At 29.1% G+C, this 23,989-nt stretch carries 25 protein-coding genes; 13 read left to right on the top strand and 12 right to left on the bottom strand.

All coding sequences use genetic code 11. The annotated features are described in order from the left end of the window. Positions 1-77: 77 nt before the first annotated feature. The 6 genes from NJU99_RS12675 to NJU99_RS14940 all read left to right on the top strand — a co-directional run bounded on the left by NJU99_RS12675 (position 78) and on the right by NJU99_RS14940 (position 8,084). On the top strand, positions 78-878 hold the full coding sequence (locus tag NJU99_RS12675; RefSeq protein WP_254576270.1) for a fumarate reductase cytochrome b subunit: 801 nt from the start codon (positions 78-80) through the stop codon (positions 876-878). Next, positions 878-2,863 (top strand): fumarate reductase flavoprotein subunit, encoded by a 1,986-nt coding sequence (locus tag NJU99_RS12680; protein WP_254576271.1) that lies wholly within the window; start codon positions 878-880, stop codon positions 2,861-2,863. The genes NJU99_RS12675 and NJU99_RS12680 overlap by 1 nt, the downstream gene beginning before the upstream one ends. Continuing rightward, positions 2,863-3,597, top strand: coding sequence for a fumarate reductase iron-sulfur subunit (locus NJU99_RS12685; protein ID WP_254576272.1), 735 nt, complete (start codon positions 2,863-2,865; stop codon positions 3,595-3,597). Before NJU99_RS12680 ends, NJU99_RS12685 begins: the two co-directional genes overlap by 1 nt. Positions 3,598-3,703: 106 nt before the next feature. Beyond that, positions 3,704-6,052, top strand: a complete 2,349-nt coding sequence (locus NJU99_RS12690; RefSeq protein WP_254576273.1) for a dynamin family protein — start codon at positions 3,704-3,706, stop codon at positions 6,050-6,052. Then, entirely contained in the window at positions 6,052-7,893 is a 1,842-nt protein-coding gene (locus tag NJU99_RS12695) for a dynamin family protein (protein WP_254576274.1), read from the top strand. Before NJU99_RS12690 ends, NJU99_RS12695 begins: the two co-directional genes overlap by 1 nt. A gap of 68 nt (positions 7,894-7,961) precedes the next feature. Then, positions 7,962-8,084, top strand: a complete 123-nt coding sequence (locus NJU99_RS14940) for a hypothetical protein (protein WP_283256429.1) — start codon at positions 7,962-7,964, stop codon at positions 8,082-8,084. Positions 8,085-8,094: 10 nt separating this feature from the next. Here the strand turns inward: NJU99_RS14940 and NJU99_RS12700 are convergent, their stop codons facing one another. Then, the gene (locus tag NJU99_RS12700; RefSeq protein ID WP_254576275.1) at positions 8,095-8,598 is read right to left on the bottom strand and encodes a GNAT family N-acetyltransferase; all 504 of its coding nucleotides are present in this window, start codon (positions 8,596-8,598) and stop codon (positions 8,095-8,097) included. A gap of 61 nt (positions 8,599-8,659) precedes the next feature. On the opposite strand from NJU99_RS12700, the gene NJU99_RS12705 reads away from it, so the two are divergent. Next, positions 8,660-9,151 carry a YgjP-like metallopeptidase domain-containing protein gene (locus NJU99_RS12705; protein WP_254576276.1) on the top strand — a complete coding sequence of 164 codons (492 nt, stop codon included), beginning with the start codon at positions 8,660-8,662 and terminating at the stop codon, positions 9,149-9,151. A 25-nt stretch (positions 9,152-9,176) separates the two neighbouring features. On the opposite strand, the gene NJU99_RS12710 is transcribed toward NJU99_RS12705, so the two are convergent. Beyond that, entirely contained in the window at positions 9,177-10,751 is a 1,575-nt protein-coding gene (locus NJU99_RS12710) for a nitrite/sulfite reductase (RefSeq protein WP_254576277.1), read from the bottom strand. 378 nt (positions 10,752-11,129) lie between these two features. On the opposite strand from NJU99_RS12710, the gene NJU99_RS12715 reads away from it, so the two are divergent. From NJU99_RS12715 to NJU99_RS12725, 3 genes are read left to right on the top strand one after another with little or no spacing between them, the layout of a single operon-like run. Continuing rightward, entirely contained in the window at positions 11,130-11,360 is a 231-nt protein-coding gene (locus NJU99_RS12715) for a hypothetical protein (RefSeq protein ID WP_254576278.1), read from the top strand. A gap of 12 nt (positions 11,361-11,372) precedes the next feature. Further along, positions 11,373-12,128 carry a 2OG-Fe(II) oxygenase gene (locus tag NJU99_RS12720; protein WP_254576279.1) on the top strand — a complete coding sequence of 252 codons (756 nt, stop codon included), beginning with the start codon at positions 11,373-11,375 and terminating at the stop codon, positions 12,126-12,128. Between the two features lie 10 nt (positions 12,129-12,138). Next, complete coding sequence (locus NJU99_RS12725) at positions 12,139-12,345, top strand: hypothetical protein (RefSeq protein WP_254576280.1); 207 nt, start codon at positions 12,139-12,141, stop codon at positions 12,343-12,345. Positions 12,346-12,353: 8 nt separating this feature from the next. Here the strand turns inward: NJU99_RS12725 and gshB are convergent, their stop codons facing one another. Together gshB and NJU99_RS12735 are read right to left on the bottom strand one after the other, a co-directional pair. After that, positions 12,354-13,385, bottom strand: a complete 1,032-nt coding sequence (gene gshB, locus NJU99_RS12730) for a glutathione synthase (RefSeq protein ID WP_254576281.1) — start codon at positions 13,383-13,385, stop codon at positions 12,354-12,356. A gap of 106 nt (positions 13,386-13,491) precedes the next feature. Then, the gene (locus tag NJU99_RS12735) at positions 13,492-13,917 is read right to left on the bottom strand and encodes a DsrE family protein (protein ID WP_254576282.1); all 426 of its coding nucleotides are present in this window, start codon (positions 13,915-13,917) and stop codon (positions 13,492-13,494) included. Positions 13,918-14,102: 185 nt separating this feature from the next. Between NJU99_RS12735 and NJU99_RS12740 the strand changes: the two genes are divergently transcribed. From NJU99_RS12740 to NJU99_RS12750, 3 genes are all read left to right on the top strand, one after another. Next, positions 14,103-14,837 carry a phytanoyl-CoA dioxygenase family protein gene (locus tag NJU99_RS12740; RefSeq protein ID WP_254576283.1) on the top strand — a complete coding sequence of 245 codons (735 nt, stop codon included), beginning with the start codon at positions 14,103-14,105 and terminating at the stop codon, positions 14,835-14,837. Further along, entirely contained in the window at positions 14,830-16,944 is a 2,115-nt protein-coding gene (locus NJU99_RS12745) for a helix-hairpin-helix domain-containing protein (protein WP_254576284.1), read from the top strand. The genes NJU99_RS12740 and NJU99_RS12745 overlap by 8 nt, the downstream gene beginning before the upstream one ends. 62 nt (positions 16,945-17,006) lie before the next feature. After that, a complete protein-coding gene (locus tag NJU99_RS12750; protein ID WP_254576285.1) occupies positions 17,007-17,912 on the top strand; it encodes a hypothetical protein in 906 nt (301 codons plus the stop codon). Between the two features lie 56 nt (positions 17,913-17,968). Here the strand turns inward: NJU99_RS12750 and NJU99_RS12755 are convergent, their stop codons facing one another. Genes NJU99_RS12755 through NJU99_RS12790 form a run of 8 tightly spaced genes read right to left on the bottom strand, consistent with a single transcriptional unit; the run spans position 17,969 to position 23,865 of the window. Further along, positions 17,969-18,355, bottom strand: a complete 387-nt coding sequence (locus tag NJU99_RS12755; protein WP_254576286.1) for a RidA family protein — start codon at positions 18,353-18,355, stop codon at positions 17,969-17,971. Positions 18,356-18,393: 38 nt separating this feature from the next. Then, positions 18,394-19,167, bottom strand: coding sequence for an NUDIX hydrolase (locus tag NJU99_RS12760; protein WP_254576287.1), 774 nt, complete (start codon positions 19,165-19,167; stop codon positions 18,394-18,396). A gap of 30 nt (positions 19,168-19,197) precedes the next feature. Continuing rightward, positions 19,198-19,812 (bottom strand): LysE/ArgO family amino acid transporter, encoded by a 615-nt coding sequence (locus tag NJU99_RS12765; protein ID WP_254576288.1) that lies wholly within the window; start codon positions 19,810-19,812, stop codon positions 19,198-19,200. After that, positions 19,805-20,443, bottom strand: a complete 639-nt coding sequence (locus NJU99_RS12770; RefSeq protein ID WP_254576289.1) for a MarC family protein — start codon at positions 20,441-20,443, stop codon at positions 19,805-19,807. Before NJU99_RS12770 ends, NJU99_RS12765 begins: the two co-directional genes overlap by 8 nt. After that, positions 20,444-21,409 carry an amino acid ABC transporter permease gene (locus NJU99_RS12775; protein ID WP_254576290.1) on the bottom strand — a complete coding sequence of 322 codons (966 nt, stop codon included), beginning with the start codon at positions 21,407-21,409 and terminating at the stop codon, positions 20,444-20,446. A gap of 3 nt (positions 21,410-21,412) precedes the next feature. Further along, positions 21,413-22,246 carry a transporter substrate-binding domain-containing protein gene (locus tag NJU99_RS12780; protein ID WP_254576291.1) on the bottom strand — a complete coding sequence of 278 codons (834 nt, stop codon included), beginning with the start codon at positions 22,244-22,246 and terminating at the stop codon, positions 21,413-21,415. 29 nt (positions 22,247-22,275) lie between these two features. Further along, positions 22,276-23,094 carry a transporter substrate-binding domain-containing protein gene (locus tag NJU99_RS12785; protein ID WP_254576292.1) on the bottom strand — a complete coding sequence of 273 codons (819 nt, stop codon included), beginning with the start codon at positions 23,092-23,094 and terminating at the stop codon, positions 22,276-22,278. Positions 23,095-23,136: 42 nt separating this feature from the next. Next, positions 23,137-23,865 (bottom strand): amino acid ABC transporter ATP-binding protein, encoded by a 729-nt coding sequence (locus NJU99_RS12790; RefSeq protein ID WP_254578101.1) that lies wholly within the window; start codon positions 23,863-23,865, stop codon positions 23,137-23,139. Positions 23,866-23,989 lie beyond the last annotated feature (124 nt).

Raw genomic sequence — 23,989 nt, forward strand, 5'->3', positions numbered from 1 at the left:
CTAATCAAAAAACAAGAGCCCTTTAGCTATTATATTGCTATTATTCATATAATCTAAATCACAAGAAAGGATAGGAAATGAGTGACCTAATAGAAGGTTATTTAGGTAAAACGGTTGAGGGAAGAAAGAGTAGATTACCTGCGAAGCTTGATTATCTTCAAAGTGCGACAGGATTATTCTTAGCATTATTCATGTGGGCTCACATGTTATTAGTATCTTCGATATTAATTTCAGAAGACTTCATGTACACAGTAACAAAGCTTTTAGAGGCTAGTTTCATTTTTGAGGGTGGAAACCCATTATTAGTAACAATTGCAGCTGCTGTAATTTTTGTTGTATTTATTGCACACGCAGGTTTAGGTATGAGAAAGTTACCTGGTAACTTTAAACAGTACCAAGTTATGAAAGCTCACGCTAAACATATGAATCACGATGATACAAAATTATGGTTTACACAAGCAGGAACAGGTTTTGCTATGTTCTTCTTAGGTTCTGTACACTTATATATCATCATGACTAACTCTGCTGATATTGGACCTTACGCTTCTGCTGATAGAATCTGGTCTGAGTGGATGTGGCCATTATATATTTTACTTTTATTAGCTGTTGAATTACACGGAACAATTGGTCTTTACAGACTATGTGTAAAATGGGGATGGTTTGACGGAGACAACCCAAGAGAAAACAGAGTAAAACTTAAAAAAGTTAAATGGGGATTAACTGTATTCTTCTTAGTGTTAGGATTTGCTTCACTTGCAGCTTACATGAAAATTGGTATTGATCAAGTTAACAACAATAATGTTGGTAACAAATATCAACCAACTGCAAAAGTAATGGAATACAAAATGCCAAATAAAACTATTGGAGGAATTGCGTAATGAAAATTAATTACTGTGATGCGTTAGTAATTGGTGGTGGTCTAGCTGGTCTTAGAGCTGCTGTTGCTGCACAAAAGAAAGGATTAAACGCTATTGTTTTATCTTTAGTTCCAGTTAAAAGATCACACTCAGCTGCTGCTCAAGGTGGTATGCAAGCTTCATTAGGTAACTCGAAAATGTCTGACGGAGACAATGAAGATTTACACTTTGCTGATACTGTAAAAGGTTCTGACTGGGGATGTGACCAAGAAGTTGCAAGAATGTTCGTACATACTGCACCAAAAGCTATTAGAGAATTAGCTTCATGGGGTGTGCCTTGGTCTAGGGTTGAATCTGGAACAAGAGAAGCAGTTATCAATGCAAAGAAAACTACTATTACTGAAGAAGAAGATAGACATGGTCTAATTACTTCAAGAGATTTTGGTGGTACTAAAAAATGGAGAACATGTTATACAGCTGATGCAACTGGACATACAATGTTATTTGGTGTTGCAAATGAAGCTTTAAAGCATGACGTTGATATTAGAGATAGAAAAGAAGCATTATCATTAATCCATGAAGATGGAAGATGTTATGGTGCTGTAGTTAGAGATTTAATTACTGGTGAATTAGAAGCTTACGTTTCAAAAGGAACTTGTATTGCAACTGGTGGATACGGAAGAGTATTTAGACAAACAACAAATGCAGTTATCTGTGAAGGTACTGGTGCAGCTATTGCTTTAGAAACTGGTATTGCAACATTATCAAATATGGAAGCTGTACAGTTCCACCCAACTCCAATTGTTCCATCTGGTATTTTATTAACAGAAGGATGTAGAGGTGATGGTGGTATATTAAGAGATGTTGATGGTCATAGATTTATGCCAGATTACGAGCCAGAGAAAAAAGAACTTGCTTCAAGAGACGTTGTTTCTAGAAGAATGATTGAGCACATCAGAAATGGTAAAGGTGTTCCTTCTCCATATGGTGAGCATGTATGGTTAGATATTTCTATTCTTGGTAGAGAGCATATTGAAAAGAACTTAAGAGATGTACAAGAAATTTGTCAAATCTTTAATGGTATTGATCCTGCTGATGAGGGTAAAAAAGGTTGGGCTCCAGTTAGACCAATGCAACATTACTCTATGGGTGGAATTAGAACTAAACCAACTGGTGAAGCAACAAGATTAAATGGTTTATTTGCTTGTGGTGAAGCTTCATGTTGGGATATGCATGGATTTAACAGACTTGGTGGAAACTCAGTATCTGAAACAGTTGTTGCTGGTATGATTATTGGTAATTACTTTGCTGATTATTGTTTAGAAAACGATGTTACTATTCCTACTTCTACTGTTCAAAAGTTCATTGATGAGCAAGATGCTTACTTAGAAGAAATCCTTTCTTACACTGGAAATGAAGACATCTTTAGAATTAAAAGAAGAATGCAAGATATTATGGATGACCAAGTTGGTATCTTTAGATCTGGTGAGCCATTAAAAGCAGCAGTTGAAGAATTAAAAGAGCTATTAGCAAAAACTAAACAAATTACTGTTAAATCTAAAGAAAGAGCTGGTAACCCAGAATTAGAAGAAGCTTATAGAGTTCCTAAAATGCTTAAGGTAGCACTTTGTGTTGCTAAGGGTGCTAGAGATAGAACTGAATCTAGAGGGGCACACTATAGAGAAGATTATCTAAAAAGAGATGATGCTAACTGGATGAATAGAACATTATGTTCATGGCCAAATCCTGATGAATTAGAACCAACTATTGAATATGCTGATTTAGATATTATGAAAATGGAAATGCCTCCAGCATTTAGAGGTTATGGTGCTAAGGGTATGATTATTGAAAATGAGCTTTCTATTAAGAGACAAGAAGAAGTTGACTCTATTACTGAAAAACTAGAAGCTGAAGGTAAAGATAGACATGAGATTCAAGATGCCTTAATGCCTTTTGATTTACCAATGAACTATAAAGAGAAAAATGAAAGAGCAGGAGACAAATAATGAGCGTTGAAAAAGGTAGAGAAATAACTATATCAGTTCTTAAATTTAATCCAAGAAGTAAGGTTTCAAAACCTCACTTCGTAGACTATAAATTAGAAGAGACTCCAGGTATGACTCTTTTCATTGCATTAACAAAAATTAGAGAAGAGCATGACCCAGATTTATCATTTGACTTCGTATGTAGAGCTGGTATTTGTGGTTCTTGTGGTATGGTAGTAAATGGTAAACCTGCACTTGCTTGTAGAACACTAATTGCTAACTATCCAACTGGAAAAATCCAATTAATGCCAATGCCTGCATTTGAACTTATCAAAGATTTATCTGTAAACACTGGTAAATGGATGGATGCAATGTCTAAGAGAGTTCAATCTTGGATTGTTGATAATGGTGAAGAAGTTGATATTGCAAAAATGGAAGAAAGAATTGAGCCAGAAGTAGCAAATGAAACTTTCGAACTTGATAGATGTATCGAATGTGGTATTTGTGTTGCTTCTTGTGGTACAAAACTTATGAGACCAGACTTCGTAGGACCTGTTGGATTAAACAGAGTTGCTAGATTTGAAGTTGACCCTCATGATAAGAGAACTGCTGAAGATTTCTATGAGTTAATCGGTGATGATGATGGTATCTTTGGTTGTATGTCTTTAATGGCGTGTGAAGACCATTGTCCAAAACACTTACCATTACAAAATAAAATTGCTTACTTAAGAAGAAAACTAGTAGCATTAAGATAATAACAAAAGAGGATTACCTCTTTTGTTTTATTCATTATATAAGTAGAAAAAGTTAAGTATCAATTTCATTTGATATTTAACTTTTTGTATTTTAGGGAGATATATAATGAGCTTAGCAAATGACTACTTTTTACTTTATCATGGTATTACGTTTGAACAAAATTTAAATGTAGAACCAATTGATACTTTAATAGATGAAGAAACTTTTAGTATTTATGCCTTAATTTTAAGTGCATCAAGAAAAGAGTATGAGAGATTTATTAAATTAAAATCTTTTGAGAAACTATGTAATAAATTAAATGTGGCAACACCACAAAATATAAGTGAATTAAACCACTTACAACACAATATAGTTGAAAATATTCAAGAGAATAAAGAAAAATCATATATTGATGTACTTCACAACTCTTTTGAACACTTAAATAATAATGGTATTATAAATCAAGAAAACTACACTAAACTTAGTTCATTATTTGATTATCAAGAGCTTGATATTGATGATAGTGATTCAAGCTATAGTGATGAAGATGAGCTTGAATATAAATCAACATTTATAGAGCTTAAATCATCTCTTGAAGAGTTTATTAATGAATTAAAAAATGAAAATTCAAATGATGAGATTAATAATGAACTAGATGAATGTAAAAACTACTTAAATAATCAGAAATTCTCTATTGGTATTACAGGTGTAATGAACGCTGGTAAATCTACTATGTTAAATGCACTTATGGGAAGAGAAATTCTAGGAAGTGCAGTAGTTCCAGAAACTGCAAACTTAACTATTGTAAAACACAATCCTACAGAAAATGCAAAAGTATTTTATTGGAATAAAAATGAATGGTCTAGAATAGAAAGTTCTGCTGCTGAGTTAGACTCTATGAAAGATTATGTAAATGAAACAAATAGAATCTTTGGTGATTCTTTAAAAGACTATATAAAAGAAGAGTCAAGATATGATGAAGTTGATATAAATGATTTATCAAGTTATACATCAGCAGAAGCTAGTGGAAAGAAATGTAATCTTGTAAAATATGTTGAATTAGGTTCAAATTTAGAGTTTTTATCAGATGGTATAGAAATAGTTGATACTCCAGGACTTGATGATCCAGTTATTCAAAGAGAAGAGATTACAAAAGAGTATATTTCAGCATGTGATATGATGCTTCACCTAATGAATGTATCTCAAAGTGCAACTTTAAAAGATGTAGAATTTATTATTGATGCCCTACTTTATCAAAATATTTCAAAACTTTTAATAGTTATTACAAGAGCTGATACAGTTTCAAAAGAACAACTTCAAGAAGTTATTGAATATACAAAATCATCTATAAAAAGACAGCTAAAAGCTCAAAACAAAGATTCACAGCTAGACTACATACTAAAAACTATCAAGTTTATACCAATTTCAGGAAAAATGGCTTTACTTCATAGAACAGGTAGAGAACAAGAAGCTTTAGATGCTGGATTTACTATTGAAGATACTGGAATTTTAGAAATTGAAGACTACTTAAAAGAGACACTTTTTGGTTCAAACTCACAAAAAAGTGAGTTAATTGTACAATCTTCTAAAACTCAATTAGCAAGAACTATAGAAAAACAAACAAATGCTTTAAATTACGAGATGAAACTTTTATCAAAATCCAAGGAAGAGCTAAATAAAGAACTTGAAGATTTCAATAAGAAAAAAGCTGTAAATGAAAGAATTTTTACTGCAATGAAAGAAGATATCAACTTTTATAAAAATGATTCAAAAAACTATATTGATTCCCTTGAAACATTTTTACAAAGTGAGCTTATAGATTTACAAACTGTAATAAAACAAAGAGTTATTTCAGATGTGAGATACTCTTTTGAAAAGTTTAGAAAAAAACCTGAAAACTCAAGAATTAAAGTAATTGTTGAAACAGCAATCAAAGATGGAATTATTGATGTAATTAGAGATTATAGATATAAATTTATCAAAAAATCTCAAACTATTGGTGAACAATGTGAGCAGAAATATCATGATTTTGGTTTTTCAATAGGTCACAAAAATGATAACTTTGATGCAAGAGGATTTTTTCAAGATGACTTTAAAACAGGTTTCTTAACATCAAATAATGAAGTTTTAGTAAATCAAATAACTCAAGCTGTATCAAAAGCAAAAGAGAAAAAGCTAAATGAACTAGATAGACAAATAGAAGGTTTTATAAAAGGACAATTTAAAGCAATAGAAGAAGATATAAAATCTAAAGCAAAAAAAGTTTCTACTTTATTAGTTGAATCATTTTTTGAAACACTAAATGCTCCATTAAAAGCCTTTGAGCAAAAGCTTGAAAATGATGAAAAAATTCTACAAAATCAAATTGAATCATTTGAACAAAACAATGAAAATAGAGCTGAACAATCAATTGAAATTCATAAGAAGATAAAAAAACTAGATAATATTTTATCTAATGTAAAAGGACTACACTAATGAGTAAAGCAATAAATATATTAGATAACTTTATTAATGAATTTAAAGATACTTATACAAAAAAAGAAGTAGTTTATGAAAGTGGTTTAGTTGGTGATATAAAGAAAGTTCAAGACAAACTACTAAATGAAAAGTTTTTACCATCAAGACAACTAGAAGGTATTTTAAAAAAACAAATTAGAAGAGCAAGATACCCAATGGAAGTAGCTATTACTGGTCAATTTTCAGCAGGTAAATCAACTTTCTTAAATGCCCTACTTTCTAGAAATATCTTACCAACTGGTATTACACCTGTTACATCAAAGGTAAATTTTATTAACTATGGTGAAGAGTATAAATTAAAAATCACATATTACTCAGGTGCTCATGAATATGCTCCTATTGAAGCTATTGCTGATTTTACAGATCAAAGACAAGACGAGATGCAAGATATAAAATATCTTACACTTTATGCTCCTATGGATATTTTAAAAGAAATCTCTTTTGTTGATACACCAGGTCTTAACTCTCAGTCTCAAAGTGATACAGATACAACAAGAAAAGTTTTAAGAGATGTAGGTGGTATTATTTGGCTTACATTAATTGATAATGCAGGAAAGAAATCAGAAGCTGACATTTTAGATGAATACATGGCTCACTTTAAAGATAAAACTTTATGTGTATTAAATCAAAAAGATAAATTTTCTCAAGAACAAATTGAAACAACTACAAACTATGTAAAAGAAAAGTTTGCAAAATACTTTGCTCAAGTAACTCCAATTTCAGCAAAAATGGCACTTGACTCAAGAGCACATCATAAATCAGTACTTATTGAAAACAGTGTTGAGAAAGTTTTAAAAGAGTTCAAAACTGAACTAAATGAAAATTTAGATTGTACTTCACTTGAGTTTTTTAGACAAAGATATGATGAGTTTCAAAAACAAATAAAAGAGATTAAGTACCAAGATATTACTTCAAATATGAAGCTTTTACATGATTCAAATATTCAAGAAGTTTTAGACTTTATTGAGCATACTATAAGACCAAAAGCTCAAGAATCAAAAGAGTATGCAATTAAAAAAGATTTAAAAGGTATTTGTGATATTTTAATCAAAGAGTATCAAACTATTATTGGGGTATATGATGCCTTAAGTAATATACTAAAAGATTGTGAAAATGATGTTGTAGAAGCCTTAGATAATATTCATAAGAAATACTCAAAAGAACTATTTACTATTTATAACTCATTAGAAACTATTATGGAAAAAATGGCTCATGAAACATATAAAAATATCAAAAGAAAAAAAGCTTACAGATTTGAAGAGTCACAAGGTGGCTTCTTAAAATCTGAGAAAATTGAAAAAATTGAGTATGAAACATATTGGATTGATGCAGATAATATTTATAAAAATCTATTCTACGATGATCAAAAAATAGATAAAATGTTTAAAAGGTCAATCAAACTTTTAAAAAATATAGAATTAAACACAGATGAAGCATTTAGAGAGGTTTACAGAACTATAAAAAGCGAAGTAGCTAAATGGCAAGAGCCTTATGAACTTATCAGAAAACATAGAGAAATAGCTTCTGATTTAGAGTTCTCAAACACTAGACATTTTGCTGCTAAAGTATATGAAAATGTATTAAGATCATACCATAGAGCAATTTTAGAAAATATCTCTGCTTTAAGAAAGAAATTTGCTTATTTTAACGGTGCTTTTCATACTCTTATATTCAAACTACTCAAGCAACAATTGCTCATTTTGAACAGCAAATACAAGAATCAGAAGACCTTTATAAAAAAGAACCTACTAGATTTGCTATTCAACATCCAAGAGAAGATCAAATACTTACAAAGTTAAAAGCAAACTTTGGATTTGAAAAGATTGAAGACTTTTTAACTTCAAAAAGAAACTATTTATATAAAATTGTGAAATACTCAAAAGAGCAGTATTTAGAAATAAATGAAGATAGAATCAAGTTTGTAAGAAATAAAGAAAATGAATATCACGAAAAAATAAATCACTTAGAAAAAATAAAAGAAGAAATCTAATCTTCTTTTATTAAAACTTCAAAGAGTAAATTACTCTTTCCCCTCTTATCTCATCGTAAGCTGTTTTTTCAAGTTTAAAGCCAAGTGAACTTAAGGCCTTATGTGAAGATAGATTATCTTTTGCAGCAGCAGCTATGGCTCTTTTCTGTCCAAGACCTTTTATCTGCTCTATTTGCTCTAATCCAATTTCTTTTGCATAGCCTTTACCCCAAGATTTTTCTTCTAAAATAAAGCCTATTTCATAATCTTGTTCATCCAAATAATCACAAGATAAGATACCAGCTAAACCTATTATACTTTGCTTCTCTTTTTCTATTAATACTGAAAGTCCAGTATTTTTGTCAAAATTTCCTTTATTTTTTAAAAACTCTTTTGTTTCTTCTTTTGAAAAACCTGATGAACCAAAAGTATTTTCTACTACCTTAGTATTTGAAAATATTTTTTCATGTAAAATATCAAAATCTTCTACTCTCATAGTTCTTAAAATTAATCTTTTTGTATTTAGTATTTCCATTATTTCTATTTTTTCCTTTAATCTAATGAATTATAACAAATAGTTTTAATATAATACTTCAATGAAATATTTACAACACTACCCAGCAAACCTACAAGAACAGATAAAAACTCTTCTTGAACAAAACAAACTTGATAAATACATAAAATCAAAATACCCAACAGCTCATACAGTCAAATCTGACAAAGCCTTATATGAATATGTAAATGAACTAAAAAACCAATACTTCAAAAAATACCAAATCTCAAAAGTTTTATATGATGGAAAAATAAATGTAATAAATAATGCTTTAGGCATGCATACTTTTGTATCAAGAGTTCAAGGCAATAAACTAAAAGCAAAAAATGAAATAAGAGTTGCGACTTTATTTAAAAATACACCTGAAAAATTTTTGGAAATGATTGTAGTTCATGAATTAGCTCATTTAAAACAAAAAGAGCATGATAAAGCTTTTTATAATTTATGTACATTTATGATGGAAGATTATCACCAAGTGGAGTTTGATTTAAGAGTCTATCTTTTATATATGGATAGGTTTGGGAAGCTTTACTAAGAAAATTAAATAGAAGGAAAACCTTCTATTTATCTAATTCTACTGTGTTTAAATAGTCTTTAAATGTAGCTTGACCTAAGTTATCAGTTTTATAAGCACTTACTAAATCAGAAATAAAATCAACTACTTTTGTAGCTTCTACTTTTACGCCTGCTTTATGTGCTATTCTACTTCCTTTTTCACCTTCTAAGTGACCACCAAGAAGTACATCATAACCTTCAACTCTATTTCCATCTTCATCTCTAACTTTAGTTCCAACTAAACCTATATCAGAAATTTGTGGTTGAGAACAACCATTTCCACATCCTGAAATAGCAATCATTACAGCTTCATTGAAATCTGGGTTTTTCTCTTCAAGTTCAACTACAACTTTTTTAGCATATTCTTTAGTTTCAGTAATACCAAACTTACAGAACTCTCTTCCTGTACATGATTGAAGTCTTGCTCTAAATACTGATGGTGCATATGGATAGCCAAGTGCATCAAATTCGTCTGCTAAATTTTGAGCAACTTCATCTTTTACACCATATACAATAAAGTTTTGAGTAGAAGTTAAAGCAATACCACCTGCATTATATTTTTTACAAATGTCAGCCATAGCTTTGAAGTCAACACCTGCAACTCTACCTGAGTTTGTAGCAAATCCGACAAATGATTCACCTTCATTTTTAGCCTTATGAATTCCAAACTGATGTCTATCTTCCATAGGAGTAATTTTTGGTTCAACTAAACCTTCTTGTAAAGAGTATCCAAGTTTTGACTCAATTTCTGCTACAAACTTTTCTAATCCCCACTCATTAACTAAGTGTCTAACTCTTGCTTTGTTTCTGTTATGTCTGTTTCCATTATCTCTAAAAATTTCAGCACATACAATAGCCACATCTTTAACTTGCTCAGGTTTTACATATCTATTTGCTCTATATGCAATTTGCTTAGATTTTGAAAGTCCACCTGCAAGTGTTAAGTCAAATAAAACTTCGCCATTTTCATCTTTAAATGCAGTAAACGCTACATCTTGAATCTCATGAGCTGCTGCATGAGTAGAACATCCTGAAACACCAATTTTATATTTTCTTGGGAAGTTACAGAATCTATCTTCATTTTCATCAAAATAAGTATCAACTTCTTTTGCGATAATACTTGCATCTATAATCTCATTTGGATCAATTCCACCAAGAGGTGAAGTCATAATAGGTCTTGGTCCATCACCTGATGCCATTCTTGATGTTAAACCAACAGAATCTAATAGTTCAAAAATTGCAGGAATGTCTTTGATTTCTATAAAGTGAAACTGTACATTTTGTCTATCTGTAAAATCAACTAAACCTTGTGCATAGTCTTGACCGATTTTAGCCATTACATCTAATTGCTCAGTTGTCATTTTTGCATCTGTTAATTTAATTCTTTTCATAAAGTATGCTTTATCTTCTGTACCCTCAGCATTAATATGTGGATACATACCATACCATTTTAAAAGTCCAATGTATTCATCTTTTAAAGGTACACCTTCTTTTGCTTGTTTAAACATATCATCTACTACTCTTAAAGGGTTTCTTGAAGCCTTTAACTGCTCTAAAGCTGATAACTCTTTTTCTGCCATATTATTCTCCTGAATTAAATATCTATTAACTTAATATATCAAAATTTATTGTCATTATAGCTACTTTTTCTAAAAATGTCATTAATATTAATCTTGATTAATTTAATAAAGTATATCCAAAAAGCTATTTTTATAGTATTTATAGAAAGTATTTATATATGATTAATATTGTCAAGTATGACTTTTTTAGGATTTTTATTAATACTTACGATGAAAAAGAGTTTTGCAATTTATAATTTGAATTTAAGGAAGTCTCTTTAAATAGGCTCTTGTAAGTAGTAAAGTCACTTTAAGTTTACTTTCAGCTATATTCATAGATTTATAGTTTATAATTTTACTAAATAAAGCTCTTATTTTATATTAATATGGAGATTAAAATTGTCAATTGTATTTTTAGATAAATATATTGATGGTTACATGATAGAAGATCCTATCATTGAAACTATATATGACATAGTTTTTAATGTAAAAAGAAAAAACTATGACGGTGCATATAAGCTTATGCAACAACACCAAATATCTTTTGAAAACATAGTATCACGAACACAAAAATTAAAACTACATGACCTTACAGAATTTGCAGACTATGTAATAAAATATCTTAAATAAAAAAGAAATAAAATGAAAATTGAAAAAACATTGTCTAATATATTAGATAAAAATAGTATACAAATCAGTAATAATGTGTTCTGTTCAAAGTTTCTATTTGAACTTGATTTAGAAACTAAACTTATTCCAAATAGTTATTATGATTATCCATTTTTAATAATTGATGATTTTTTATCTAAAGAAGAGTATCTTTTAATAAATTATGACCTAATAAATAGTTTTGACTATGAAAAGGCAAAGTTAAAAACACTAGATACTTATCCAAGTAGAGAATTAAATGAAAATATTAGAAAGACAAATATTTATAAACTAAAAAAAAGTCATTTAGAAATATACAATAAAAAATTCAAACAACATCAAGCACAAATAGAAGATTATTTTAAGTTATGTTTAACGAGTTTTTCAAAACTACAAGTATTAGAGTATTTAAAGGATTCTTTTTACTCTATGCATAGTGATGATTCAAGTATGATTTATGAAAATAAAAAACTAATTGCATTTAAACCCGTAGCAAGAAATAGAAAACTTTCAAGCGTTCTTTTTACTACATCTTATAGTGAAGAAATACATGATAACATGAGTTTTAAAGCAGGAGAATTGGTATTTAATTTTTTATTCGATAAAAATGGTGATAATATTACTATCAAACCTAAAGCTGGTCAGATGATTATATTTCCAAGTAATCCAATATTTTGTCATGAAGTAAAAAAAGTAGAAGATGGTAGAAGAATATCTTTAGTTCAATGGCATGATGCAATTTTAAATTAAAGTAGAAATTATGAGTGTTAATTTTAATATAAGCCCACAAATAAAAGTTCTAATTGAACAAATTGTATTTTTGATTAAAATAAAAGGGGATTATCAAAGTGCTGCAAATATTATGTTAGAAAACAATATCGACTTAAGCACTTTAATAGGTTGTACATATAAACTAAAAGATAGAGAACTTGCTATACTAACAGATAAAATTCTATTGAGTAAGTAAAAATTTACTTACTCTCTTAACTCGCTAAGCCTTTTTAATAAGTACTCTAACTCAGCTCTTTTTTCAGTTCTTTCATGAACTTTTTCTTCAATAAAATCAACAACATTTTTATGAAGTTTTAATTTTGAAAGTTTGTTAATATTTGTAATTCCACCTGGATTTAAAACATTCACTTCCAAAATTTTATCACCAATCATATCAAGTCCTGCAAAGAAAATACCATCAGAAGCTAATTTTTTACCCACTTTTGCACAAATTTTCTTTTGTGATTCTGTAAGTGTATATTTGTGAGCTGTTCCTCCTGTTTGGATGTTTGCTCTATGTTCACCATCTGCTGGTTTTCTATGATAAGCTCCAATTGCTTTTCCATCAAGCATAATAACTCTTACATCACCATCTTCTGCTCCATGAATATACTCTTGTAAAATTACATAGTTTTCACCTGAATCATCAATATAAAAATCAAGCAAAGAGTTAATATTTGATGTGGCATTTTTTTCTAATACGATAACTCCTCTTCCACCTGAACCATCAAGAGGTTTTAATATCATCTTTTCTTCTTCTGATTCTTCAATGATTTTCTTTATGTATTTTTTACTTCCAGATACATGAGTTTTAGGAAGATATGTATTTGATGGGTCATGAAAAGTTGTAGTATAAAGTTTATTATTTGCTTTTCTAATACCATCAATATCATTTATTATTAATGTCTCATTTTTCACAGAATCTAAGAAGTTGAAAACCAATGGTGAAATTGGAGGATCCTTTCTTATCATAATACAATCAAAAGCATGTAAAGCTGTAAGCTTAATATCATAAGTAATTTTTTTATAAAAAGCTGTTGCTGATTCTGGTATTTTACCTTCAATTTTAAGGTTTTTTGCAAAACCATGAACAATATTATTTCTTACAGTTAAATCAAATGTATATAAAACAGAGACTTTATGTCCTCTTTGCATACACTCTTTTATAACTGCTAGAGTTGAACTTTTTAGAGGCTCTATATTAGCCCAGTTTTCAATAATAAATGCAATATGCACTTTAATATCCTTATTTTAAATTCGTAAGGATATTATACTATAAATAAAAGTTTTTTTTGCAATATTTTTTCTACAAATGAGTTAAAAAACCCATTTGTAATTTTACTTAGTAGCTTAATGTAGTGTAGTTTGAGTCAAGTAATGAAGCTGCAACCTTTGGTGGTTTAGCAACTGTAATTCCATTTAATAATACATCTTCTTTTAGATTTGCATTTGGTAAATAAAGTGGGCAAACTTGAACTTGTGCACCTTTTTTCATAATAGCTTGTAACATCATTTTTGGTGATTTATTCATTGGTTTTAAAACTGTACTTTTTTTACCTTTTACAGCTAAATCCCCAGCACTTGAACAAAGAGTCATTTTTACTTCTTTTTCTTGTTTTAAAGTCATCATTGATAAAACCATTGCCATTTGCTGTGTTTGTGCATCTTTTGATGTTAAAATTACATTTAAACCTTTTGTATCATTTGCAAATAAATTTGCACCCATTAAAAACATACTCGCTATTAAAGCAACTAATAATCTTTTCATTTAAACTCCTTAAAAATTGTGATTTCATTATATAGTCTAAAACTTATTTTATAATTAAAAATGATTTTATAAATATAATTTTAACTTATAATAAAATAGAAATATATACATTGTTTCTGATAAATAAACTAATAGAAATCCTTTTTTGACTATAATACAAATAAATTAGCTATTAAGAGTAATAAATGCAACTAACACAACAACAACTAGAAGAGTTTAATGAAAATGGTTTTTTAATCATTGAAAACTTCGCAGATGAAAAACTTTGTGATGAGATTTTAGAAAAAGCAAAAGAGCACTTAATCTCAAAACAAGCTCCTATTGAAACAGAGCAAGAGTATATGCAAGTAAGTGATGAAAATATCACTGTTAGAAGACTAAGACAAGTTTATGATAGAGAAGATATTTTCAAAGAGTGGATGACAAATAAAGAAATAAGACCAGTTTTAAAACAAGTACTAAATGACACACCTGTTTTAACACTAGCCCACCATAACTCAATCATGACAAAACTTCCCCATGAAAGTACTAGAACTTATTGGCATCAAGATAGAAGATACTGGCATTTTGAGGGAGATAACTTAGTATCTGTATGGCTAAGTTTAGGTGATGAGTTCTTAGATAATGGTTTATTAGAATTTATTCCCAGAAGTCACAAAATAAAATTTTGTAAAGATTGTTTTGATGAGAACTCAAACTTTTTAGATGAACATGAAGAAAATAAAAAAATCATTGCTAATAAAACTCATAAAAATCTAAAAAAAGGTGATGTTGTACTTTTTCACTGTAAAACACTTCACCATGCAAGTAAAAATAAAACAGATGAAGCAAAAATATCTTTTGTATATACTGTAAGAGCTCAAAGCAATAAACCTTTAAAAGATACTAGAAGTGACTTCAAGGAAGTTGTACTTGACTAATCAATTAACAACTTTAATACAAGAAAAAACAAAACTTAGTTCAAAATCAATCTCAAATATAATCAACCTTCTTGAAGAAGGTTGTACTATTCCATTTATTGCACGATATAGAAAAGATTTTACAGGTGGTGCTACAGATGAAGAGTTAAGAATTTTTGAAGAAACTTACAACTATTCATTAAAACTACTAAATAGAAAAGAAGAGATTTCAAATCTTCTAAAAGAAAAAAATTTCCTTAGTGAAAAAGTAGAAAAACAAATAAAAGAAGCCATTACACTTCAAGCCTTAGAAGATATATATACACCTTTTAAAGATAAAAAATCTTCAAGAACAAGTGCTGCAATAGAAAATGGCTTAGAACCTTTAGCAAATATAATCCAATGTCTAAAATACACAAAAGAAGAGATAGAACAAAAAGCAAAACAATTTCAAAATAAAACTATAAAATCAACTAATGATGCAATACAAGGTGCAAAAGACATAATAGCCCAAAGATACGCAGATGATTTTAAATCAAAAGAGATTATTAGAAACATCATTTCAAACTGGGGAAACTTAGAAATAAAAGAAGCAAAAGAGTTTGATAAAAATGGTGTTTATTCAAGTTTTGCAGGTCAAAATGAAAAAATAAAATATATCAAATCACATAGAACTCTTGCTATTTTAAGAGCTGTAAGCGAAAAACAGCTAAGCATAAAAGTAGATATTGATGAAAAACATATATTAGAAAATATCAAAAAATACAAAATCCCATCATGGGCAAACAGTTCAAAAGACATAGTTTTTGAAGCCTATAAAGATGGTCTTAAAAGACTTCTTCTTCCAACTTTAAAAAGAGAAGCAATAGCAAACTTAAAAGAAAAAGCAAACAAGGAAGCCATTGAGCTTTTTGGAAAAAACCTAAAAGAACTGCTTCAAACAGCACCACTTATAAATCAAGTAATATTAGGTATGGACCCAGGATTTAAAACAGGTTGTAAGTTAGCAGTGATAGACAAAAACGGACAATACCTAGACTCAAATGTAATCTATCCAACAAAACCAAAAGAGGATATAAAGAACTCTTCAAAAGTAGTACTTGAACTAATAAAAAAGCATAACATCACTGCAATAGCCATAGGAAATGGAACAGCATCAAGGGAAACAGCCTCTTTTATAGCTAATCTTATAAAAGAAAATAGCTTAGATATAAACTATGCAATAGTTAGTGAAATAGGTGCAAGTGTATACTCTGCATCTAAAATAGCAATAGAAGAATACCCAAATCTTGATGTTACAATAAGAGGAGCTATCTCAATAGCCCAAAGACTTAGAGACCCAATGGCAGCACTTGTAAAAATCGACCCAAAATCACTAGGAATAGGACAATATCAACACGATGTAAATCAAAAAGAGTTAGCTATAAAGCTAGAAAATACAACAGTTGATTTAGTAAATAAAGTAGGTGTTGATTTAAACTCAGCTTCATATAAACTACTCTCTTTTATCTCAGGTATTAGTGAAAAACTAGCAAAAAACATAGTAGAACATAGAGAAAAAATCACAAAGTTTACAAGTAAAAAAGAACTTTTAAAAGTAAAAGGTATAGGTGAAAAAGCATATATCCAAGCAGTAGGATTTTTAAGAATAAAAGATGGAAAGTCTATACTAGATAATACAGCAATTCACCCAGAAGATTATGAGCTAGTAAAAAAGCTACAAACTTCATATAAAGTAGAAGAGATACTAGATACACAAATACAACAAATATCAAAAGAGCTAAACACAACGCCACTAAAACTAAAAGATATAATAGAAGAGCTTAAAAAACCAGGCTTTGATATAAGAGAAAACTTCAACCAAGTACAGTTTGCAAGTGATGTATGCTCAATAGAAGAGTTAAAAGAAGGCTTTGTCTTAAGTGGAATAGTAAGAAACATCACAGACTTCGGAGCATTTGTAGATATAGGACTAAAAAATGATGCCCTACTTCATATCTCACAAATAAGCAATAAAAGAATTAATCACCCAAGTGAAGTTTTAAGTATCAATCAAAACTTAGAGAAAATAAAAGTTATAAGTGTTGATTTACAGAAACAAAGAGTTGGATTATCATTAAAAATATGAGTTTTAATAATTATATTATTGATATTAATGTATTATATTAAAAATTATTTCGTTAGGAAGCCATGAAAAAATTTATAAATTATATTTTAACTTTTGTAACTATTATTGCAGGTTTAGCAACAATTGCAGGTCTTTACTTACAGTTTTATGAAACGAAACCCATTCTTGAAATAAAAACTATATCAAAAGATAATCTTACAAGACTACCATCAATTGAAGGATTAAATGCAAAATATAATTATAAAGACAAGGAAGTTAAATCCCTATGGAAGCTTCATTATGTTATCACTAATATAGGTAATGAAATAATAATCGGTGAAGGAAGTAAAAAAAATATTATAAAAGAAAATATCTCTTTTGAATTAAATAATAAATTTAAAATCTTAGAAATAGAGAATAGAAATAATAAGCTACCTTTTAAAATGAAAATTTCAAATAATAATATATATGTATCTTTTTTACAGTGGAAACCAAAAGAATCAATTGAAATAATTGTATACGTTGAACAATTAGAAGAAAAATCAGATCCTCAATTAATTACAAATGACAGAGAAATTATAAATTCTGAAATTACATACAATACATTAGAAATAGAGAAATTAAATACCGAAACTTCACTATATTCAAAGTTACCACAACCTCTTCAAACAGCTATATGGTGGTTTTCAATTTTCATGTATGGGCTATTTTTACTTATAATGCCTTTAATTTGGTTAAGTGAATTATATAAAAAAATAAAGTATAAAACTTGGTTAAAATCAAATACAACATATCAAGAATGGATAGATACATTAATTCAAGAAGGTGCATTGAGTAAATATACAGAACCACTTACACTTCCTAGTAAATTATGGGAGCGTTACCCATATGATAAACCGATACTACCAGACAATGATTTCAAAAGTTTAACTTGGGGTGTATTAATATTATCTATATTCTGTTTAATACCTTTACTTTTTATGATATGATTCATTCCATATTTTTTTAAACTTAATATTTGAACTTAAAAACTAGAGATAAATCTCTAGTTTTTAAATGCAATAGCATCCACTTCAACTAAAACATTTTTAGGTAAAGTTCTTACGGCTACTGTAGCTCTTGCTGGTGCGTCATCTGCACCGAAGTATTCTGCATAGATTTCATTAAATGCTACAAAGTTATCCATATCAGATAAGTAACAAGTAGTTTTTAAAACATTGTCAAAAGAAGAATTTGCTTCTTCTAATACTGCTTTTAAATTTTCCATAACTTGTCTAGTTTGTGCTTGTACATCATCTTCTCCAACTAATTCCATAGTTTTTGGGTCTAATGGAATTTGTCCTGATAAAAATACTAGCTTTTCAAATGCTGTTGCTTGATTATATGGTCCAATTGCTGATGGAGCGTCATTAGTTGATATTATAGTTTTCATTTATTTCCTTTATAATTTAAAAAAGTATTATACAATATCTATCTTTCAATTGGGAAAAACAGCTCAAAATCTCTTTTTATATGACACAGTGTTTGATGATTTGCAAGTTTAAAACCTTGGTACTCTAAAGATGCCATAACTACTGCTTTTGAATAAGCAAGTACTGTTTCATCTTCTAAGTACTCTTCTATTTTAACCCACTTTGCATCAACTATCTCTTCTGTATCTTGTATATTTATCTCAAAAGATAGTGGTTTTGCTAAACAAAGTACATACAAGTTTGATTTGTGAAATTGATGGGGATAAAAATGTCCTAATGATATTATAGACTCAAACTCTACATGGATTCCAGTCTCTTCTAAAACCTCTCTTACACAAGCGGTAGAAATCATCTCACAATTATCTATGTGCCCACCTGGAAGTTTAAAGCCTATAGTTGAAATTTTCTCTTTTATAACTAAAAGTTCTTTCTTATCATTTATCACAACTGCACCTACTCCTAAAGTATGATTTGCAGATGTTGGCACTATAGCATTTTCTTTTAGTCTCTTTACGACTAAGATATAATCTTCATCACATGAATGAAAGAAAAAACCTTTTTTTGTTGTAATTGGAATAAAATCAGATCTTTTTATATCTATATATATCCAAATTAAATTTCTTTTATTTATTGTTTCTTCTATTAGAAAATCAAGATTTAACTCAAACTCTTCTTTAGAGTTTGGTAAATCTTTTGCATCAATTGTTATTCCATTATATGGATCAAGAACAGTAGTAAAACAAGCTATTTTTTCAACGCTAGAGTTATTCATATTATCACCTTTTCAATGATAATATGATAACTAAAATGTAATTAAATCTATTAAAGAATATGCAATTACAAGCATTAAAATACCAATAAGAATATCAAGTATTTTCCAAGTAATTGGTTTTTTAAATAAAGGTATTAAAGCTCTTGCTCCAAAACCTAAAAGTGTAAACCAAAAAGCAGAAGCACTAACAGCTCCTAGTAGAAAGTATACTTTCATACTATCTTCTACATTTGCTCCAATTCCACCTATTAGAAGAACTGTATCAAGATATGTATGAGGATTTAAGAAAGTAAAAACTAAAAGCATAGTTATTACTTTTTTTAAAGGATTTGTTTTTATTTCATCATCAATTTTCATGCTTTCATTTTTAAAAGCAGATTTAAAAGATAAAAGTGCATAAACACTTAAAAAAACTATTCCTATTATAGCAATTGAGTTGATTAAAAGTTGATTACCTTTTATAAAAAAGCCAAGTCCTAAAACACCTGCTGAGATAAGTAAAACATCAGAGATTACACAAATTAAAACAGCTACCCATACATACTGTCTTAAAAGTCCAAGTTTTAATACATAGGCATTTTGAGCTCCTATTGCAACTATTAAAGAGATAGTTACAATAAAGCCCTTTAGATATATATCAAGCACCCCAGTAACCTTTTGCAAGGTTAACTATACCACTTACTATAAACTGAACTGCAATAGCTCCAACTATTAAACCCATAAGTTTTGTAATAATATTTTGTCCTGTAAGACCTAAATATTTTTTGATATAAATTGAGTTTTTTAAAATAATATAAAATAAAGCTGCATTTACTAAAAAGGCTAAGGCAATTGATACTAAATCCAAAAAAGTTTCAGCTTGGTGCTTAAAAATGATAATTGTAGTAAAAAGACCTGTACCAAAAGCAATTGGAATTCCAATAGGAATAATTGCTAATTCTTCATCATTTTTTTCTTCTTCTTTACTATTATCATTATTTTTAGGTTTTGATGGTCCACTAACCATAGAAATAGCCATAAGAATAAGAACTAATCCACCCATAACTTTAAGTGAGTTTTCATCAATCCCAAATAGTTTTAGTATAGCTTCACCAAATAGTATTACCACAAAAAATGCGATTATAATAGTAAGTGTTGATTTATACGCAACAGTTGACACTTGCGTTTTTGTAATATTTGTACTCAATAAAGATAGTGCGATTGCACTAATCCCTATTGGGTCCATAATAGCAAAGAATGTTATTGATTGTTGTAAGAAAGTAGAAATGAATTCCAATTAACTCATCCCGCCTTTTGCTTGCATTCTCTTCTCTAATCTATGTCCTACATAACTTAAAGTTGAAGTTATACATAAATAAAGAAGTGCTATAACTATCCATGTTTCAAAGGGAGAAAAAGTGTTAGCAACAATTTCTTTACCAACTTTAGTTAAGTCTGTAATAGCAATAACAGATACTAAAGATGAGTCTTTTATAAGTGCAATCATTTCACCAACTAATGTTGGTAAAGCTCTTTTAAAAGCTTGAGGTAAGATAATATATCTCATAGCTTGATATTTAGAAATACCAAGTGAATTAGCAGCTTCTAACTGCCCTTTATCTATTGATTGAATTGCCCCTCTTAAAATCTCCGCCATATAAGCACCAAAGAAAATACCAAGTGATAATACACCTGCTACAAATCTATCAAGCTCAAAAATATTCGCAACTATAAAATAGAATAGGAATATTTGAACAAGTAAAGGTGTACCCCTAACAATAGTAATATAAACGGACGCAATATCTCTTAAAAATACAAGAGGTGATAACTTCATCATTGCTACAACAATACCAATTACAAAAGTAAGTATTGCAGCTAAAAATGAGATTTTTAGTGTTACCCAAAGTCCATTTAAAATAGGTCCTGCTTTTGTTTCAGTTTTTGAAGCAATATAATCATATTGATATACATCATTTCCAACTTCATAATCAAATAAAAAACTACTATCTAAATTTTTAAGTTCTACTTTGTCATCACCGTCAATGTAGTACTTGCCATCTTCCAATACTAGTTTTCCATCTATAGGAGCTTCAACATTTATTGTTTGCTCATAAGCAAAATACTTAGGAACAGAGTTCCACTTCCATACATAATTCATATTAGCTGCTGCTAAATAGAAAAAGTATCCTACTGCTAGATAAAATGCTAGGGCGATTAAATGCCCTAGATTTTTATTTTGTGTCCACGATTCTTTTCTTGCCATTTATTATTGAACTCTTTTTAACCAGTCAGTATCTTTAAGCCACTTTTGGTTTAATTTGTTGTAGAAATCTACTACTTTGTCTTCTTTCACTTGTCTTAAGAAATTGTTTAACCAGTTTAAGAAATCTGGGTCACCTTTTCTAATAGCCCACCCTAATGGCTCATAAGTTAAAGGTGTATCAAGGTGAACTAATCTTCCTTTACCTTTATCACTCATAAATAAAATATTGTAAGGTTGGTCATAAACGATTGCATCAGCTTTTCCATTTAAAACTTCACTAGCAGCATCTGCTTCTGTTTCAAATGTAATAATCTTTGCATTTTTAAAGAATTTTCTAGTTGCAACTTCACCTGTAACTCCAAGTTTAGTAACTACTGTATACTCAGGTTTATCTAAATCTTTTGCAGATTTAATCTTCCCTTGTAACTCTTTTTTCATCATAATTGTTTGACCTACAACAACGTATGGGTCAGCAAAATTGATTTTTAAGTTTCTTTGTTGAGTAATAGTCATACCTGACATAATAATATCACATTTACCAGTTACAAGTGCAGCAATAATACCATCCCATGCAGTTGGCTTAAGACTTAACTTAACACCCATTTCTTTAGCCATTCTCTTAGCCATATCTACATCATAACCTATGATTCTACCTCTTTTATCTTTCATCTCAAAAGGCATATATCCAGGCTCTAAACAAACTTGTAATTCCCCTCTTTGTAAAATCTGATTTAACGTAGATTTCTTCCATAGATTAATATCATCAGCAAATGAACTAACACTTGCAAATGCACTGATTGCAAATATTGCAACTAACAATTTTTTTATACTTTTCATCTTATCTCTCTCCTTAATTTAAGATTGACTTACTGTACTCTTTGAAGCCATTTTGTATCTACAAACCATTTTTGATATAGTTTTTCATGTAAATTTACTACTTTATCCTCTTTAATTTGTCTTAGAAAGTTATTTAACCAGTTTAAAAAGTCTGGGTCACCTTTTCTAATAGCAAATGCTAAAGGCTCATAAGTTAAAGGTTTATCCATATGAACTAACTTATCTTTACCTTTACCATCCATAAACACTGTATTGTATGGTTGGTCATTTACAAATGCTGCTGCTCTTCCACTTAAAACTTCTGATACAGCTTCACTTTCTGTTTCAAATGTAACAACTTTCGCATTTTTGAAAAACTTTCTTGCAGCAATTTCTCCTGTTTGACCTAAAACAGCAGTGATTGTGTACTTTTCATTATCTAGGTCTTTAGAAGTTTTAATCTCATTTTGATATTGTTTATTTAATAAAATAGTTTGCCCCACAACGATGTATGGGTCTGAAAAGTTAATCTTTAAGTTTCTTTGTTGAGTAATAGTCATACCTGAAATGATGATGTCATATTTATTTGTAAGTAATCCAGCAATAATTCCATCAAATGCTGTTTCTTCTATTTTTAGTTTTACACCCATTGCTTTGGCCATTGCTTTTGCAATATCAACATCATAACCTATAATTCTTCCTCTTTTATCTTTCATTTCAAAAGGCATATAACCAGGCTCTAAGGCAACAACTAGCTCACCTTTTTGAACTATCTTGTTTAATGTTGATTTTTTCCAAAGGTTTATATCATCTGCAAAAACAGATGTTGATACTACTAATAAAAATAAAGCTACAATCTTTTTTATCATTCTTTTTTCTTTCCTATTTTTTAATTTCTAATTTTTATATTTTTAGTGAACTAAGATTTCATTTAAGAACTTTTTAGCTCTTGGAGATTCTGGGTTATTGAAGAACTCATCAGGAGTATTCTCTTCTACGATTATTCCCTCATCCATAAATACAATTCTATCACCTACTTCTTTTGCAAAACCCATTTCATGAGTTACACAAACAAGTGTAAAGTTCTCTTTTGCTAAGTCTTTCATAACAGATAATACATCCCCAATTGTCTCTGGGTCTAAGGCTGATGTAGGTTCATCAAATAATATTACTTTTGGTTTCATTGCTAAACTTCTTGCAATTGCAACTCTTTGTTTCTGTCCACCTGATAAATCAGCTGGATAAGAGTGGGCTTTGTGTTCAAGTTTTACTTTTTCAAGTAATCCCATAGCTACTTTTGAAACTTCTGCTTTAGACATGTTTTTTACAAGTGTTGGTGCAATTGTAATATTTTCTAAAATTGTTAAATGTGGAAATAAATTGAAGTGTTGGAATACCATTCCCACTTCACTTCTAATCTCTTTTAGATTCTTTTTACTAGCATGAATATCAATATCATCCACTATAATTTCACCTGAATCTATCTCTTCAAGTCCATTTATACATCTAATTAAAGTTGATTTACCAGATCCTGAAGGACCACAAACCACAACAATTTCACCTTGTTTTACATTAAAATTAATTTTTTTTAAAACATGGAAATCATCATAGTATTTATCGATATTTGTCATTGAAATTATATTATCACTCATATACTCTCTCTTTTTTGATTGAAGCTTAAATATTACTGAAAATAGTTTTAAAGTTACATTAACTGTTTATTATATGTAAATTTTATACCATTTATATAAATAAATTGTATAT

Origin of the sequence: Arcobacter roscoffensis, assembly GCF_024267655.1 — a bacterium.
Taxonomy (GTDB): Bacteria; Campylobacterota; Campylobacteria; order Campylobacterales; family Arcobacteraceae; genus Arcobacter_B; species Arcobacter_B roscoffensis.

Excerpts from the sequence above, each read along its gene's own strand:
- NJU99_RS12785 (WP_254576292.1), bottom strand. The coding sequence starts at position 23,094 with ATGATAAAAAAGATTGTAGCTTTATTTTTATTAGTAGTATCAACATCT.
- NJU99_RS12680 (WP_254576271.1), top strand. The coding sequence starts at position 878 with ATGAAAATTAATTACTGTGATGCGTTAGTAATTGGTGGTGGTCTAGCT.
- NJU99_RS12700 (WP_254576275.1), bottom strand. The coding sequence starts at position 8,598 with ATGGAAATACTAAATACAAAAAGATTAATTTTAAGAACTATGAGAGTA.
- NJU99_RS12760 (WP_254576287.1), bottom strand. The coding sequence starts at position 19,167 with ATGAATAACTCTAGCGTTGAAAAAATAGCTTGTTTTACTACTGTTCTT.
- NJU99_RS12740 (WP_254576283.1), top strand. The coding sequence starts at position 14,103 with ATGCAACTAACACAACAACAACTAGAAGAGTTTAATGAAAATGGTTTT.
- NJU99_RS12710 (WP_254576277.1), bottom strand. The coding sequence starts at position 10,751 with ATGGCAGAAAAAGAGTTATCAGCTTTAGAGCAGTTAAAGGCTTCAAGA.
- NJU99_RS12690 (WP_254576273.1), top strand. The coding sequence starts at position 3,704 with ATGAGCTTAGCAAATGACTACTTTTTACTTTATCATGGTATTACGTTT.
- NJU99_RS12685 (WP_254576272.1), top strand. The coding sequence starts at position 2,863 with ATGAGCGTTGAAAAAGGTAGAGAAATAACTATATCAGTTCTTAAATTT.
- NJU99_RS12695 (WP_254576274.1), top strand. The coding sequence starts at position 6,052 with ATGAGTAAAGCAATAAATATATTAGATAACTTTATTAATGAATTTAAA.
- NJU99_RS12725 (WP_254576280.1), top strand. The coding sequence starts at position 12,139 with ATGAGTGTTAATTTTAATATAAGCCCACAAATAAAAGTTCTAATTGAA.
- NJU99_RS12675 (WP_254576270.1), top strand. The coding sequence starts at position 78 with ATGAGTGACCTAATAGAAGGTTATTTAGGTAAAACGGTTGAGGGAAGA.
- NJU99_RS12720 (WP_254576279.1), top strand. The coding sequence starts at position 11,373 with ATGAAAATTGAAAAAACATTGTCTAATATATTAGATAAAAATAGTATA.
- NJU99_RS12755 (WP_254576286.1), bottom strand. The coding sequence starts at position 18,355 with ATGAAAACTATAATATCAACTAATGACGCTCCATCAGCAATTGGACCA.
- NJU99_RS12735 (WP_254576282.1), bottom strand. The coding sequence starts at position 13,917 with ATGAAAAGATTATTAGTTGCTTTAATAGCGAGTATGTTTTTAATGGGT.
- NJU99_RS12705 (WP_254576276.1), top strand. The coding sequence starts at position 8,660 with ATGAAATATTTACAACACTACCCAGCAAACCTACAAGAACAGATAAAA.
- NJU99_RS12775 (WP_254576290.1), bottom strand. The coding sequence starts at position 21,409 with ATGGCAAGAAAAGAATCGTGGACACAAAATAAAAATCTAGGGCATTTA.
- NJU99_RS12780 (WP_254576291.1), bottom strand. The coding sequence starts at position 22,246 with ATGAAAAGTATAAAAAAATTGTTAGTTGCAATATTTGCAATCAGTGCA.
- NJU99_RS12750 (WP_254576285.1), top strand. The coding sequence starts at position 17,007 with ATGAAAAAATTTATAAATTATATTTTAACTTTTGTAACTATTATTGCA.